Origin of the sequence: Bacillus sp. BS98, assembly GCF_008432245.1 — a bacterium.
GTDB classification, from domain to species: Bacteria; Bacillota; Bacilli; order Bacillales; family Bacillaceae_G; genus Bacillus_A; species Bacillus_A toyonensis.
The window spans coordinates 3407632-3422600 of the sequence record NZ_CP043830.1 but is presented as its reverse complement, the minus strand read 5'-3'; the positions used below and the strand labels follow the sequence as shown (position 1 = coordinate 3422600).

Here is a 14969-nt window from a genome sequence, read left to right as displayed (position 1 = left end):
AGAGGAGTAACAAATGATGATGAATATAAAAATACCAAATGATAAAAAAGAAGAGCTTGTAGCACAAATTCAGCAATTCTTCATGGAAGAAGATTTAGATGAAATTGGACGTTTCCAAGCAGAACGTTTAATAGAAGAAATGATAAAATTAGTTGGTCCATTTGCCTATAATCAAGCAATTGGAGATGCAAGAAAGCTTGTAAGCGAGAAATTAACGAATATTGAAGAAGATTTGTATGTGTTAGAGAAGAATGAAGGGAAATAAAAAAAGAGCCGAATGGCTCTTTTTTTATTTGTCTTCTTTATGTTCTTTATACTCGTGTGCTTTTTCTTTTACATTACCGACAGTGCTTTTTGCATTGCCTTTTATTTTATCCCATTTTCCTTCGGCTTGTAATTTTTTGTTATCCGTTACTTTCCCGACAACTTCTTTTACTTCACCTTTTACCTTATCAATGGCACCTTCTACTTTTTCTTTTAAACCATGATTATGCTTTGTCATACATTTCTCCTCCTTGTAGTTTGATTAGAATTCTCTTTTCATATTGCAAGTTGAATGATGTATCTAATAATAGCGTAACAAATCTAGTTTGAATATTCAAATGATTAATAGGATAGAAAAGGAATTGTCAAACAATGTATAAAATTGTAATGGAAAGAGAAAGAATGTTAATTACATGTCTTTTGCAGTCCATATTGATTTTGTATAAGCGATTTTCAAATGAGCGCGTTCCATATTATTTTGACTACTACTACCGAACCTTGCTTGTCCAATTATTAAATTACAATCGGATTTAATAGCTGCCTCAATTCTTTTTTGAATTAATGTAGTGTGACAGCCTATACGCTGAAATTCTGGCAAAGTAGCAGAAGCAGCTAATGATGCAATTCCCTTATTTATATATAGGACACCAATGCCCGCAGGAATATTTTGAACTTCTGCTATGAAAAAATACCAGCCTGGTTCATTGTAAAGAATTTCGTTATTTTGACGTACACCATCCTTTGTAAAGGAAGGCATATTAAATCCGCGTACATATATGTCTGCAAAAATATCAAATTCATTTTTTTTTAGTTGGCGCACTGAAATGTTAGAAGGAATAAGGGATGGATCTTCTTTCGGTATACTATATAAAGCGGTATGGAAGCTAGATTGATAAAAACCTTTTTTTGATAAGTATTGAAATAGTTCAGCTGTACCTTGCGCTGGTGTAATTTCAAAACGGCAAGGGATTTGTAGTGATTCATAATAAGAGATGATTTCATCTATCGCATCTGTATTTGTATATGTAATGCCTTTTACTGTATTAAAAGCAGGACCAGTAATTACTTTTGATGAAAAGGCAGTGGCACTCCCGAAATTTTTCATTTGTATTTGCATTGGATTTCCGCTTATTGCTTGTAGTAGCGCTAATCTAGAAGAGAGCATATCTATTTCTGCGTTTTCAATTTCTTGTGCTACATTGAATGTCATAATCATACTCATAAGATTCCTCCGTCAATTAATATAGTTCATAGTACATATACGATTTTTATTCTGAGATTCCTGTTGAAATGTAAGAGAATAAGAGGTTTTTTGGAAGGGAAATGGAAGTGAACTGTCGAAGGGAAGTGGAAACAGATTAAAGGTGGTGCTCTCATGAAACAGAAAGACGTGCAGACATGCCCTAATTGCGGCTCTCAAAACATAGGAGAAGGTGAGTTTATCGGTTATGCACAAATACGGAAAAAGGAAACGATGTTCACATCTTCACCAGTAGATGCTTATATTTGTACAGATTGCGGGAATATCCTTTCATTGAAGGTACGGAATTATGAAAAGTTTAAGCAGAAGCCGTTATGATTGTTGAGAGGTGGTCATATCCAGCGTTGTATACGAAACATCTTATATTACGGGGAATTAATATGAGTGATATTTTACATATATATGAGTATGCCTCAGATAAAGAAATGTCAACGTATACTGTATGGGATGCTCATCAATCGTTACATGACACACAAAAATATATAGAAGAAATTGTGAGTCAATATGAAAAAGAAAAAGTAGCCCCCCTTGGAATTGTATTAAGAGAGGAACAAAAACTCATAGGGACTTGTGGATTTATAAAATATGATGTAATTGAACATAAAGCGGAAATTGCATACGCCTTATCACGAAAATATGGGGGTAGAGGATTAGCTACTGAGGCGGCGTCAGCTTTTTTTAGCTATGGTTTTAATGAGTTACGTCTTAATAGTATTGAAGCAGGATGTAATTCAGAAAATGAAGCATCTGAAAAATTAATGAAACGTTTGAATATGGAATACGAATGTACAATTCAAAAGGATTTGTTCATTAAAGGTAAGTATCGTGATACGAAAAGATATTGTATATCTAGGGAAAGATATATGAATCAATGAAATATTTTATATTGAAAACTCCTTTAATTTAATAAGGGGGTTTTTATTTTTTATAACAATAATTACCTTTAATTGTTATAATTGGTTATTGAAAGGTATTGTGTTTCTTAATATCACAATTATAGAAGAAAACTAGCTAAATCGTATAGAAAACCTCTATATAACATGATCGCAACCGTAAGTTGACAAAGTGCAACCGCAGGAAGATAGAGATAAAGACAATGTTTACATACAATTTAGTTAAGAAAATAAAGGGGGACACACATATGGGATTTGGTGAAAAGCTTTTTAAATTAAGAAAGGAAAAGGGCCTTTCTCAAGAAGCGTTAGCTGAGAAACTAAACACGACAAGGCAAGCAGTTAGTAAATGGGAAAACGGTCAAGGTTTTCCTGAAACTGAAAAGTTAATAATGATTGGAAATGTATTTGAAGTCTCTCTTGATTACTTATTAAAAGAAACTGCCGAGCAAAGTAATGAAAAGGAAAATGGTTATTATGTAAGTAAGGAAATGGCGGAAGGGTATGTAGTGTATGGACAAAAAATTTCTAAATATATCGCATTAGGATTTAGCTTGCTTATTTTATCTACAATACCGTATTTATTATTTAAAGAAAATGCAACACTGTCTACATTTCTTGTCATTATCATTGCGGTCCTTGGAATTGGAGCAATGATGGTACCTGTAACACTAGAAGAGAGTCGATACAATGTATTAAAAAAGGAAGAATTACTGTTTGATCAAAACTTTCTAAAAGAATTGACAAAAAGATATGCGACTATTAAGAAGAAGTATGCAGCAGTAGTGATCGTTGGATTTTGTTTTATCGCAGCAGGAGCAATACCATTTTTATTTGAGAAAAAACGAATCACGTCAGGAGAGCTCGTGCAGTATTACCCTTATTGTGTTGTACTTATTGCTATTGGAGTTTATCTTTTTGTTCGTGTGTTAGGCGTGTTAGAGACGTATCGAATTTTAGTAGAAAATAAAGAATATAGTAATCGTTTTATCTTTAAACTCAAAAAGAAAGTAAGAAAAAAGGTAGATAGTTTATAAGCAAGAGAAAAACATGTTTTTTATTGTTCTGAATTATTTCCAAAGAAATAATTCAGAAAATACAGAAAAATATCGTAATTATTTGTAGAAGTCTGTTATAATATACGAAAATGAAAACGCTTTAAAGGGAGGCTGTAAACAATATGATGATGAATGTACCGCTAACAATTAGTTCTATGATGGAAAGAGCAGAGAAACTGTTTTCGAAGAAAGAAATTGTTTCACGGACACATGATACAGTTACAACGTTAACGTATAAGCAGTTAGGGGAAAGGACGAGAAGACTTTCAAGTGCGCTAAAAAAATTAGGAATAAAAGAAGGCGAGCGTATAGGAACGTTAGCGTGGAATCATCATCGACATGTGGAGGCGTATTTTGCTATTCCAGGTATTGCTTCCGTTTTACACACAATTAATATTCGTTTATCTCCTCAACATATTTCATACATTATTCAGCACGCAGAAGATCGCATTCTACTTATAGATGAAGATCTCGTACCACTCGTTGAAAATATTCAATCACAATTATCAACTGTACAAGCCTACATTATTATGACTGATAAAGATGAACTTCCAAATACTACGCTAGAACCTGTATATCATTATGAAAAGTTATTAGAAGAAGGCGATCCAAATTTCCAATTTGTAAAAGATATTGATGAAAATACACCTGCTGGTATGTGTTATACGTCAGCGACTACAGGAAACCCAAAAGGTGTTGTATATACGCATCGTAGTACTGTATTGCATTGTATGGCACTTGGTTTAGCGGATACAGCTGCTTTATCGGAAAGTGATGCGGCGATGGCAATTGTACCGATGTTCCATGTGAACGCTTGGGGGCTTCCTTTCGCTGCTACTTGGTTTGGAACAAAACAAGTTCTCCCAGGACCGATGTTTACGCCAAAAATTTTATTAGAAATGATTCAAGCTGAAAAAGTAACGATAGCAGCAGGTGTGCCGACAATTTGGCTCGGTGTATTACAAGAGTTAGAAAATAATAGTTACGATTTATCTAGTATAACGAGAATATTATGCGGTGGTGCAGCTGCACCGAAAAGCGTTATTAAAGCATTTGAGCAAAAATATAATGTTCCTTTCGTACATGCATATGGTATGACTGAAACGAGTCCACTCGTAACGCTTGCACGTTTAAAAAGTTATGAAACAGAATTATCATATGAAGAGCAATTAGAAATCCGCTCCAAACAAGGATATCTTGTACCTGGTGTAGAGATGAAAGTAGCCGGTACAAATGGTGAAGTGAAGTGGGATGGTACGGAGATGGGAGAATTATGTTTACGAGCACCTTGGATCGCTGAAAGCTATTATAACGATGATCGTACTGTCGAAGGATTCCGTGACGGTTGGTTATATACTGGCGATGTCGTTACAGTTGATGAGGAAGGCTGCGTGAAAATTGTTGATCGTACGAAGGATGTTATTAAAAGCGGGGGCGAGTGGATTTCTTCAGTCGATCTTGAAAATGCTTTAATGGCACATGATGCTATATTTGAAGCGGCTGTCGTTGCAATTCCTCATCCGCAGTGGCAAGAACGCCCAGTTGCCTGCGTTGTTCAAAAGAAAAATAGTACGGTTACAAAAGAAGAAATATATGAGTTTTTAAAACCGCAGTTTGCGAAGTGGTGGTTACCAGATGATATTGTATTTATGGAAGAAATACCGAAAACATCTGTTGGAAAGTTTTTAAAACAGGCACTTCGAAAAGAACTTGAGCATTTGCATAAAGAGAAATAACAGAATTGTCATTTGTAAACTTATATTAATTTATGGTTGACAAAAGAAAAATAGGAAGATAATATAACTCCTATAATATGTTATCTAAAAACGATTTTAAGTTTACAAATAGGAGAAGCAAATATGAATACAAAAAATTTAGTTTTCGTCGCTTTATTTAGTTCTATTATGGGAGTGTTAGGGTTAATACCTCCAATTGCTCTTTCTATCACACCAGTTCCGATTACATTACAATCACTTGGTGTTATGCTTGCAGGTGGCCTGTTAGGATCACGTCTTGGGGCATTAAGTCAGCTCGTTTTCTTACTTATAGTTGGAGTTGGAGCACCATTACTTGCGGGTGGACGTGGGGGTCCAGGTGTATTTGTTGGACCAAGTGCAGGATATTTACTTGGTTATATCGTTGGAGCGTTTGTAATTGGATATTTAATTGAGCGTTTACGTGAAGTTTCTATTATAAAAGTATTATGTATTAATATAATTGGTGGTATTTTCGTAGTTTACGTATTTGGCATTACTGTACAAGCTTTCTTAATGGATGTTTCTGTATGGGAGACAATGAAAGTGAGTGCTGTGTTTTTACCAGGGGATTGCATAAAAGCAATTATTGCAGCAATTCTCGTGACAAAATTACATCGTTCATTGAAACACATTATTACGCCCGCTTTAAAGAATGGAAAATATACAAATGCGGGATGATAAAGAGAAGAAACACGTTCATTACGTGTTTCTTTTTGTTATTTTGTAAAGAAAGGACATCTCAAATGGGGATTATAAAAGAATATAAAAAGCATGCCTCTTTACAACCGAATAAAATAGCGATAAAGGAAAATGATAGAGCTTTAACATATAAAGAGTGGTTTGAATCAGTTTGTAAAGTAGCAAACTGGTTGCGCGTAACAGAATCGAAGAATAAAACAATAGCAATTGTATTAGAAAATCGTATGGAGTTTTTACAACTATTTGCGGGTGCTGCTATGGCTGGGTGGGTTTGTGTACCATTAGATGTGAAATGGAAAAAGGATGAGCTAAAAGAAAGACTAGCAATTAGTAATTCGGATATGGTTGTGACGGAAGGGTATAAGTTAAATGATATTTTAGATGAAGAAAGAAGAGTATTTGCAATTGATGAATGGAAACAAATAATAGAGAACTACCTTCCTAGAGATTATCTCGGAGAAAATGTACAAAATGCCCCTTTTTATATGGGGTTTACATCAGGATCGACTGGAAAGGCAAAAGCATTTTTGCGTGCACAACAATCGTGGGTTCATAGTTTTGATTGTAATGTATATGACTTTCATATGAGAAAGGAGGATTCTATTTTAATAGCTGGAACGCTCGTTCACTCTCTTTTCTTATACGGCGCAATAAGTGCATTATATGAAGGACAAACGGTGCACGTTATGAGAAAGTTTATTCCAGATCAAGTGTTGGATAAGTTAGAGACTGAAAATATTTCGGTCATGTATACAGTACCAACAATGCTGGAGTCTTTATATAAAGAAAATAGAATAATAGAAAATAAGATGAAAATTATTTCGTCAGGAGCAAAATGGGAAGCTGAAGCGAAAGAAAAAATAAAGAGTATATTTCCTTATGCAAAAAAATACGAATTTTACGGTGCATCGGAACTAAGTTTTGTAACAGCATTAGTCGATGATGAGAGTGAAAAAAAGCCAAATTCAGTAGGGAAACCCTGTCATAATGTGCAAGTTCGAATATGTAATGAAGCAGGAGAAGAAGTACAGCTAGGTGAGATAGGAACAGTTTATGTGAAAAGTGATCAGTTTTTTATGGGATACATATTAGATGGTGTTTTAGTTCCAGAGCTAACTGAAGAGGGCTGGATGACAGTACATGATGTAGGCTATCAAGATGAGGAAGGGTTTATATATATAGTTGGTAGAGAGAAAAATATGATTCTATTTGGTGGAATTAATATTTATCCAGAAGAGATAGAAAGTGTGTTATATACGCATCAAGCTGTTGAAGAAATTGTTGTTGTTGGTGTAAAAGATAGTTATTGGGGTGAAAAGCCTGTCGCTATCGTAAAAGGAAGTGCTACGAAGCAACAATTAAAGAGCTTTTGCTTACAGAGATTATCCTCTTTTAAAATACCGAAAGAATGGTATTTTGTAGATGAAATACCTTATACAAATAGCGGGAAAGTAGCCCGCATTGCAGCCGAAAGTATAGTTAGAAATCAGGAGAAGATACATGAATAGAGCAGTTATTGTAGAGGCGAAAAGAACGCCCATTGGTAAGAAGAATGGGATATTGAAAGACTATGAAGTTCAGCAATTAGTAGCACCACTTCTTTCATTTCTAGGTAAAGGAATTGAGAGGGAAATAGACGATGTTATATTAGGGAATGTTGTTGGACCAGGGGGTAATATTGCAAGATTATCTGTTTTAGAAGCAGGACTTAGTTATCATATTCCTGGTGTAACGATTGATCGGCAATGTGGTGCTGGTTTAGAAGCGATTCGTACCGCGTGTCATCTCATTCAAGGTGGGGCAGGTAAGTGCTATATCGCCGGGGGAGTAGAGAGTACAAGTACGTCACCTTTTCAAAATAGAGCGCGATTTTCACCTGAAACAATAGGTGATCCTGATATGGGAGTAGCGGCTGAATTTGTTGCAGAGCGTTATAACATAACGAGAGAAATGCAAGATGAGTACGCTTGCTTAAGTTATAAGCGGACGCTACAAGCATTAGAAAATGGATATATACAAGATGAAGTATTGTCACTTAATGGATTACTAGATGAAGTAATAAAGCGAGAAATGCAGTATGAAAGAATGATTAAGAGAACAAAACCTGCATTTTTACAAAATGGAACGGTGACGGCAGGGAATTCGTGTGGTGTAAATGATGGGGCGTGTGCTGTACTTGTAATGGAAGAGGGGCAAGCTCGAAAATTAGGATATAAGCCAGTTCTTCGTTTCGTTCGCAGTGCTGTAGTTGGAGTGGATCCAAACCTCCCGGGAACTGGTCCGATATTTGCCGTGCAAAAACTACTTAGAGAAATGAATTTAGCAATAGAAGATATTGATTGTATTGAGATGAATGAAGCGTTCGCTTCGAAAATTGTTGCTTGTGCAAAGGAATTACAAATTCCATATGAGAAGCTCAATGTGAATGGTGGTGCAATTGCGCTCGGGCATCCGTACGGTGCATCTGGCGCTATGCTTGTGACACGTTTGTTTTATCAGACAAAAAGAGATTCTATGAAATATGGAATGGCGACATTAGGAATTGGGGGCGGAATAGGACTTGCTCTATTATTTGAGAAAGTAGAAGACTAGCAAGATAACTAGTTTTCTACTTTTTGAGGAATATAAGCATTGCTACCAGGTTTTACTTTTATTTCGTTCCAAGCAACGATAACGTCAGCTTTTGATTTTCCTTTGTTATTTGGATCTTCAAAAAAATCGCGAATAAAACGATTGTATTCAAACTGTGTACCAATAGTTGTTTTATACGCAGGGTCTTTTTTACGTTCGTTTTCCTCATACCAAAACGTTATAGCGTCTTCATATGTTCTTCCGATATTTTCTTTAAAAAACTTTTGAAGAGCTACTGTAAAGCGGAAGTTTTCTCCAATTTTTTCTTTAAAAAAAGCACGTACATCTTCGCTACATCGATGATTTTCAGTGATAATCGTTTGCAGGGAAAGATCTTTATTGGATAGGGAAGCTTTACTCACCTTTTGATGAGAACTGTTTTTTAATACTTTACCTGTAGTTAAATAATGTGAGATACGACCGCTTATTTCGATCTTAGAGCCACTAGCTGGTAAATCATACTCACGACAAAATATTTGTAGTTCAGCTTTCAACCAATAATAGTTTTGGAAATCTTCAAGAGATATAGACTTTGTTAAAGGTGGACGCATGAATGTAACAACTTCTTTCTTCCATAATTTTCTTTAATTATAAAACGTACGTTCTTTTTGTGGAAGGATTAATTTGTAAATGTAATAGGAAGAGGAGATTACATATGGAAAATGTAATGCAAGTTCGTGTTACTGGAATTTTAATTGAAAGCGAAAAGGTATTGCTAGTAAAGCAAAAAGTTGCTAATCGAGATTGGTCTTTACCTGGGGGAAGGGTAGAGAATGGTGAAACGTTAGAAGAAGCGATGATTCGAGAAATGAAAGAAGAAACGGGATTAGATGTTAAGGTTAAGAATTTATTGTATGTTTGTGATAAACCAGATGCTCTCCCGTCTTTATTACATATTACATTTCTGCTTGAAAGGATGGAAGGTGAAATCACTTTACCTTCTAACGAGTTTGATCATAATCCAATTCAGGATGTACAAATGGTGCGAATAGAAGAATTAAGTAGTTATGGTTTTTCTGAGAAATTTACTAAACTTGCATCTGAAAAATTTCTGAATGCAGGAAGTTACCAAGGTTTAAAACAAAATATTGGCTTGTAAATATAAACTACTTTGAATATTGCTTTTTTCGGTAAATCGATATTTCTTGTCGAATCGTCGATATATGGTAAGTTATGATTGATAAAGTCAAAATGTCGTTCCTGAAATTTCATTTATCGTATTACTATGTATGAAGCAAAAAATAAGGAGATGTCCCTAGTTTGAAATTTCGCTAGAAGACATCTCCTTAAGAAATGTTTTACACTGCAGATTGTAAAGAAGAAATAAGCTGATGTAAAAACTCATCACCGCTCATAATCGCTTTCCCACCACCGCGAGCGCTCTTTTTATTTCCGCCACCTTTTCCTTCAATTGCAGGAAGTGCATCTTTTAAAAGAGCATTCATATCGAGCGTTACTGTTTTTCCACAAGCGAGGATGCATTGTAGTTTGTCATCATTTTCAATGACGAAATATGTAATTGCATGCTCTTGTTGTTCTATAATGATAGCAGATAGTTTGGCAACTTCTTGCATAGAACGATTTGTAAATACTTTAGAAATAAGGAATCCAGCATGTATTTCTGCAGGCTGTTGTAATAGTTCATTTGCCTCTGCAAATAATAATTTTTCATTTATTGTCTGTATCGCTTTTTCGTTTTCTTTTTGAGAGATAAGAAGTTGTGCTACTTTTGCTGGAATATCAGTTTCGCTACTATTTAATTGTTTAGAAACATCTTTCATAATTTGTTGCTGTTGTCCCATTAATTTCAGTGTGCGCCAGCCAGCGATAAACGTTAATCGAATACCACCTTTATTGCGCTCCCAATTAAGTACTTGAATAAGACCTACTTCACCTGTACGTCTCGGATGAGTTCCACCACAGCCGTTATAATCAAAGTTTTCGATAATAACAACGCGTATGTTTTCGGTTAAAGTCGGTTCTTTACGAAGAGGTAACGTTTTCGCTTCCTCTAAGTTCATCCACTGAATACGGATTGGGTGGTTTTCAAAAACAATATTGTTGGCAATTTGCACTGCTTTTTCAATCGTTTCTGCAGGAAGATTTTCTGTTTCTAAATCAATTGTCACCGTTTCTTTTCCAAGATGGAATCCGATAGTGGGTATGTTAAAATGATCCCAAAAAGCAGCAGATAAAATGTGCTGAGCTGCATGTTGCTGCATATGATCAAAACGGCGCTCCCAATTAATTTTACCTTCTACTTCTGCTGTTTCTAATTGTTCTGCAATGAAGTGGCGGATTTCTCCATTTACTTCTTCAACATTAGTGACTAAGGTACCATTTAGTGTGCCAGTATCATATGGTTGTCCACCGCCTGTTGGGTAAAATGCCGTTTCATTTAAAACAACATATAAGTTATCTTCTTTATCATAATCTTGCTTTATAATTTTCGTAGTAAAGTCTTTCGTATAAGCGTCGATGTAATATAATTTTTGCTCCAATTTTCTTTCCCCTTTCGTATTCACTAGTTTCATTGTAAAACAATTGAAATAAGTTTCCTAATATTTCAGAAGAAAGAAACTATTTTTAGAATTTTCTTGCTATAATAAGAAAAAGAAAATGCGGGGGTGGAATGAAATGCTATATGAAAACGGCGTAGATAAACTGCTTAGTTTAAACAGAAATATTTCTGAATTATACCGAGAATTAAATGAAATGACCCGGATTTTAACGGAGTGTAATCGAGAAAGCGTGAAATTTGATCGGTTATATGTAAAAGAGTTACTGTGGAAAAAAGAAGATGTGATAGAGAAGTATGATCAATTACTTGTGCAGCTTTGTATGAATGAATGCTTTGATTTAAAAAGTGTAATTACTGGCGAATATAAGTATACATATGAAGAAGTAGAAAGTATTGTTTTACAATTTAATGAAAAGTATAACGTAGCAATTTTAATTAAAGATATTTGTAAAGAATTACAGTTTACATATGGAATTGATATGGACATATCGAGAGCGGCTCGGGTGCAAACATCTCAAGTATAAAAAGGAAAAAGAAAGCAGATCCTTTGCTTTCTTTTTTTATGTAAGAAAAGGGAGAGTAGGTTTAAAGATGAAGGGGAAGTTACAAAATATTCATCCACTTGGCATGACAATTATAATAGGGACATTATTTGCGAGGTTTGCAACTTCAATGAGTATTCCTTTTTTAGCAATTTATTTAACAACTGTTAAAGACGTTTCAGCTGGAATGACGGGTGCTATTATTGGAACGAGTGCGCTTGTTGGAGTGTTTGCTAGTTTTATTGGGGGCAATTTATCGGATCGATTTGGTCGGAAGATGATTATAATATGGTCCATGATTGTTTGGGTGTTTGTATTTATCGGATTTTCAGTTGCAGATCATGTTTTGAGTTTCTTTTTATTAAACGCTTTGAATGGATTATGTCGTTCTTTTTTTGAACCGACATCAAGAGCGTTATTATCAGATTTAACAAAGCCAGAGTATCGGTTACTCGTCTATAACTTACGATATGGTGCAATAAATGTTGGGGTTGCGATTGGACCAATTGTTGGATTACAGCTCGGAAGTGCAAAATCAACAATTCCTTTTTTAGTAGCCGCTGGAGTTTACATTCTATATACAGCTATATTAGCACTGCAATTTAAGAAATATCCACTTAATAAAAAGAAAATGAATACAGAAAATCCTGTTACAATGCTAAATGCAATTCGTATATTGCGAAAGGATGTAGTATTTTTAGTTGCGTTAGTCGGTATTATTTTGAGTAATAGTGGTTTTTCACATTTAACGACGACAGTATCTCAATATTTTGCTAATGCACATATATTTCAGGATGGGGTAAAGTTGTTCTCATATATGCTAGCTTTAAATGCAATTGTAGTAGTGGTTATTCAATACCCTGTCATTCAAATGTGTAAAAAGTATACACCGTTAGCATCAATTATGGTTGGAACGTTATTTGTGAGTGGGGGATTATTTGGATTTGGACTAGTAGAATCTATGTTAGGAGCAGCTATTTGTACCATTATTTTCACATTTGGAGAAGTTTTAATGTTTTCAATGACAGATGTATTTATTGATGAGATCGCTGATTCCAACCTGAAAGGAACATACTTCGGAGCGATGGGCTTTTCAGGAATTGGAGGAGTAATTGGTCCTTGGTTTGGGGGAGTACTACTCGATTATTACGGGTATCAAAATGGGTTTGTAGTATTTTTAGCGCTAGCCCTATTTTCAACTGTAGCATTTCCTGTACTTTTAGTTACAAAAGGTTTATTGAAAAAAAGGTACGATAGAAATTATAATATAGAAATACAAGTGAAATAAAATAAGCCCCAGCAACTTGCTGGGGCTTATTTTTGTATTTACGTTAACTCTCAATTTGAAAAAAGAACCTTCTTTTCATGCTTATTGGCAACTTCATTTTTGGAAATATGAATGGCTAAAAATCCATTCTCTAAGCAGGCTAGCATCTTCTTATAAATGATAGTAGTAGGTAAAGAGATTGTTCGCTGTAAAGAAGTATTTTTATGAAGTATGCATATATTTAGGCCTGTCTCCATCTTTTTAATGCGTACATTTTGTTCAGTCACATTTGGTACATCTGTTTCCAAAATGTATTCTTCCTCTGTTTCACAAAGATCGATATGAATTTCATTTGGAAAACTAAAGTTGCTACAAGTATCAGAACAAAATTGATCCATCCATTCTTCGAAACCATCAACATGAAAAAGACAATCCTTCTTTTTCTTGCCCATGTAAGACACCCTCCGTAAAATATCAATTCATATCATGTTATGCATGAATGAAATAGAGGTGAAGAATAAATGGCAAAATATAAACATTTTATGTCGAATATACACAGTATGTGAATATTTTCTTATTACATATCATGATGCGCATGGTTTTTTTGGCGTGAATGGTTACGATTTTTTACTTTATGAGATCCGCTTAATGGTTCAGGTTGTCCTTTTTTTTCTTTCGATTCACGATTGTTTTTTCCCATTGTATGTGACACCTCCTCTTTCTATTTAGAATGAGAGAAGTTTGTAAATTTATACGAGAATGTTTTTAGAAAAAAGGGTAAAGATAAATGGGACTAACTATTATGGAAAGGGGATTGTATAATGCCATATCATAAAGATAAGCAACAAGCTTTTCAAGCAGCGCAGCAAGGGGTTACACAAGCAGAAAATTCATTTAACAATATCGTGAAAAATGATCCGAACTACGGTCATGATTTAAAAGAGTTACGTCAAGAGGTTCAGGAAGCGTATGAACAAATTCAAAATGCACTAGAAGTAGCTTCGGAAACACAACGTCCACAACTTGAGCAATACGAAAATAATCTTCAAAATATTATGCGAAATGTAGATCAACTAGAAAAGTAAAAGAGGTTGTTGCGTATTCGACAACCTTATTACTTTAACGAACGCTATGTTAAAACAAAAGGTTTTTCTATTAGTTTTTTCTTTACTATGTGCAGTACATATATTTCAAGTGGAAAAAGTGGAAGCGAAAATGTTGCTTAGAAAAGAGCTAGAACCAACTGGCTATGTAACGTGGGAAGTACCTAATAGTGAAAAAATTATCGCAATTACATTTGACGATGGACCTGATCCAACTTATACACCACAAATATTAAATTTATTACGTCAATATAAAGCAGAAGCGACTTTTTTTATGATTGGATTCCGTGTGCAGCGTAATCCATATTTAGTAAAGCAAGTGTTAAAAGAGGGGCATGAAATTGGAAATCATACGATGAATCATTTGTATGCGAGTAATTCATCTGATGAAAAATTAGAAAATGATATTTTAGATGGAAAGAAATACTTTAAAAAATGGGTGAAAGAACCTTTGTTGTTCCGTCCTCCAGGCGGATATATTAACGATGCTGTATTTAAAACAGCTAAAGAAGCTGGTTATCAAACTGTTCTATGGTCGTGGCATCAAGACCCTCGTGATTGGGCGAATCCAGGTACTGAGTCCATTGTAAATCATGTTGTGAAACATGCTAAAAGTGGAGATATTGTACTGTTGCACGATGGAGGAAGTGATCGTAGTCAAACAGTGGCAGCGTTATCGAAAATTTTACCTGAGCTTAAAAAGCAAGGATATCGATTTGTAACGGTTTCGGAGTTATTACGTTATAAGCATTAGAAAAAAACCAAAAGGCAGACATACCTTTTGGTTTTTTTGTTACTGATTCTTTTTACGTTTCTTATTATTTTGTCGCTCTGCTGGAGTTAAAGCCTCATTTGAAAACTCTTCGTTATAACCAGCACCTTGTCCTTGTGCGGATGCAACATTCATTCCTGAAATAGTATGATTTGCTTTTTGTTTACTCATTTTTCTCACCTCTATAATGTTTTTTTATAG

Annotated in this window: 20 protein-coding genes; 13 read left to right on the top strand and 7 right to left on the bottom strand. The window is 34.7% G+C overall.

The window, feature by feature from the left end:
- The first annotated feature begins 13 nt into the window (after positions 1–13).
- Positions 14–265 carry a DUF2164 domain-containing protein gene (locus F0362_RS17670; RefSeq protein ID WP_002039315.1) on the top strand — a complete coding sequence of 84 codons (252 nt, stop codon included), beginning with the start codon at positions 14–16 and terminating at the stop codon, positions 263–265.
- A 24-nt stretch (positions 266–289) separates the two neighbouring features.
- On the opposite strand, the gene F0362_RS17665 is transcribed toward F0362_RS17670, so the two are convergent.
- The gene (locus tag F0362_RS17665; RefSeq protein WP_079519475.1) at positions 290–502 is read right to left on the bottom strand and encodes a CsbD family protein; all 213 of its coding nucleotides are present in this window, start codon (positions 500–502) and stop codon (positions 290–292) included.
- Between the two features lie 171 nt (positions 503–673).
- A complete protein-coding gene (locus tag F0362_RS17660; RefSeq protein WP_000061814.1) occupies positions 674–1486 on the bottom strand; it encodes a hypothetical protein in 813 nt (270 codons plus the stop codon).
- 153 nt (positions 1487–1639) lie between these two features.
- Between F0362_RS17660 and F0362_RS17655 the strand changes: the two genes are divergently transcribed.
- The 7 genes from F0362_RS17655 (at position 1640) to F0362_RS17625 (ending at position 8524) form a co-directional block, all read left to right on the top strand.
- The gene (locus F0362_RS17655; RefSeq protein WP_000810202.1) at positions 1640–1843 is read left to right on the top strand and encodes a hypothetical protein; all 204 of its coding nucleotides are present in this window, start codon (positions 1640–1642) and stop codon (positions 1841–1843) included.
- On the top strand, positions 1840–2400 hold the full coding sequence (locus tag F0362_RS17650) for a GNAT family N-acetyltransferase (RefSeq protein ID WP_000634659.1): 561 nt from the start codon (positions 1840–1842) through the stop codon (positions 2398–2400). The genes F0362_RS17655 and F0362_RS17650 overlap by 4 nt, the downstream gene beginning before the upstream one ends.
- Before the next feature lie 266 nt (positions 2401–2666).
- Positions 2667–3455, top strand: a complete 789-nt coding sequence (locus F0362_RS17645; RefSeq protein ID WP_000505607.1) for a helix-turn-helix domain-containing protein — start codon at positions 2667–2669, stop codon at positions 3453–3455.
- Positions 3456–3598: 143 nt separating this feature from the next.
- Positions 3599–5212, top strand: a complete 1614-nt coding sequence (locus F0362_RS17640; RefSeq protein WP_079519474.1) for a long-chain fatty acid--CoA ligase — start codon at positions 3599–3601, stop codon at positions 5210–5212.
- Between the two features lie 123 nt (positions 5213–5335).
- Positions 5336–5911, top strand: coding sequence for a biotin transporter BioY (locus tag F0362_RS17635; RefSeq protein WP_001093347.1), 576 nt, complete (start codon positions 5336–5338; stop codon positions 5909–5911).
- A gap of 65 nt (positions 5912–5976) precedes the next feature.
- Complete coding sequence (locus tag F0362_RS17630) at positions 5977–7440, top strand: acyl-CoA synthetase (RefSeq protein ID WP_000511382.1); 1464 nt, start codon at positions 5977–5979, stop codon at positions 7438–7440.
- Positions 7433–8524 (top strand): acetyl-CoA C-acyltransferase, encoded by a 1092-nt coding sequence (locus F0362_RS17625; RefSeq protein ID WP_001077971.1) that lies wholly within the window; start codon positions 7433–7435, stop codon positions 8522–8524. The genes F0362_RS17630 and F0362_RS17625 overlap by 8 nt, the downstream gene beginning before the upstream one ends.
- Positions 8525–8532: 8 nt before the next feature.
- Here the strand turns inward: F0362_RS17625 and F0362_RS17620 are convergent, their stop codons facing one another.
- Positions 8533–9114, bottom strand: a complete 582-nt coding sequence (locus tag F0362_RS17620; RefSeq protein ID WP_001247737.1) for a DUF6434 domain-containing protein — start codon at positions 9112–9114, stop codon at positions 8533–8535.
- 104 nt (positions 9115–9218) lie between these two features.
- Between F0362_RS17620 and F0362_RS17615 the strand changes: the two genes are divergently transcribed.
- On the top strand, positions 9219–9662 hold the full coding sequence (locus F0362_RS17615; protein ID WP_000432590.1) for an NUDIX hydrolase: 444 nt from the start codon (positions 9219–9221) through the stop codon (positions 9660–9662).
- 199 nt (positions 9663–9861) lie between these two features.
- Here the strand turns inward: F0362_RS17615 and F0362_RS17610 are convergent, their stop codons facing one another.
- On the bottom strand, positions 9862–11064 hold the full coding sequence (locus F0362_RS17610; protein ID WP_000435882.1) for a serine-tRNA(Ala) deacylase AlaX: 1203 nt from the start codon (positions 11062–11064) through the stop codon (positions 9862–9864).
- 136 nt (positions 11065–11200) lie between these two features.
- Here F0362_RS17610 and F0362_RS17605 point away from each other — a divergent pair, with 136 nt between their 5' ends.
- Positions 11201–11608 (top strand): hypothetical protein, encoded by a 408-nt coding sequence (locus F0362_RS17605; protein ID WP_000965132.1) that lies wholly within the window; start codon positions 11201–11203, stop codon positions 11606–11608.
- A gap of 67 nt (positions 11609–11675) precedes the next feature.
- Positions 11676–12914 carry an MDR family MFS transporter gene (locus tag F0362_RS17600; RefSeq protein WP_000676818.1) on the top strand — a complete coding sequence of 413 codons (1239 nt, stop codon included), beginning with the start codon at positions 11676–11678 and terminating at the stop codon, positions 12912–12914.
- Between the two features lie 50 nt (positions 12915–12964).
- Here F0362_RS17600 and F0362_RS17595 read toward each other — a convergent pair whose 3' ends face one another.
- Both F0362_RS17595 and F0362_RS17590 read right to left on the bottom strand, forming a co-directional pair.
- Positions 12965–13345 carry an Hsp20/alpha crystallin family protein gene (locus F0362_RS17595; protein WP_000516750.1) on the bottom strand — a complete coding sequence of 127 codons (381 nt, stop codon included), beginning with the start codon at positions 13343–13345 and terminating at the stop codon, positions 12965–12967.
- 125 nt (positions 13346–13470) lie between these two features.
- Entirely contained in the window at positions 13471–13593 is a 123-nt protein-coding gene (locus F0362_RS17590; protein WP_000517651.1) for a small acid-soluble spore protein P, read from the bottom strand.
- Positions 13594–13714: 121 nt separating this feature from the next.
- Between F0362_RS17590 and F0362_RS17585 the strand changes: the two genes are divergently transcribed.
- Both F0362_RS17585 and pdaB read left to right on the top strand, forming a co-directional pair.
- Positions 13715–13978, top strand: coding sequence for a hypothetical protein (locus F0362_RS17585; RefSeq protein ID WP_001146300.1), 264 nt, complete (start codon positions 13715–13717; stop codon positions 13976–13978).
- A 46-nt stretch (positions 13979–14024) separates the two neighbouring features.
- On the top strand, positions 14025–14750 hold the full coding sequence (gene pdaB, locus F0362_RS17580) for a polysaccharide deacetylase family sporulation protein PdaB (protein WP_002039311.1): 726 nt from the start codon (positions 14025–14027) through the stop codon (positions 14748–14750).
- A gap of 39 nt (positions 14751–14789) precedes the next feature.
- Here pdaB and sspO read toward each other — a convergent pair whose 3' ends face one another.
- A complete protein-coding gene (gene sspO / locus F0362_RS17575) occupies positions 14790–14939 on the bottom strand; it encodes a small acid-soluble spore protein O (protein WP_000043210.1) in 150 nt (49 codons plus the stop codon).
- Positions 14940–14969 lie beyond the last annotated feature (30 nt).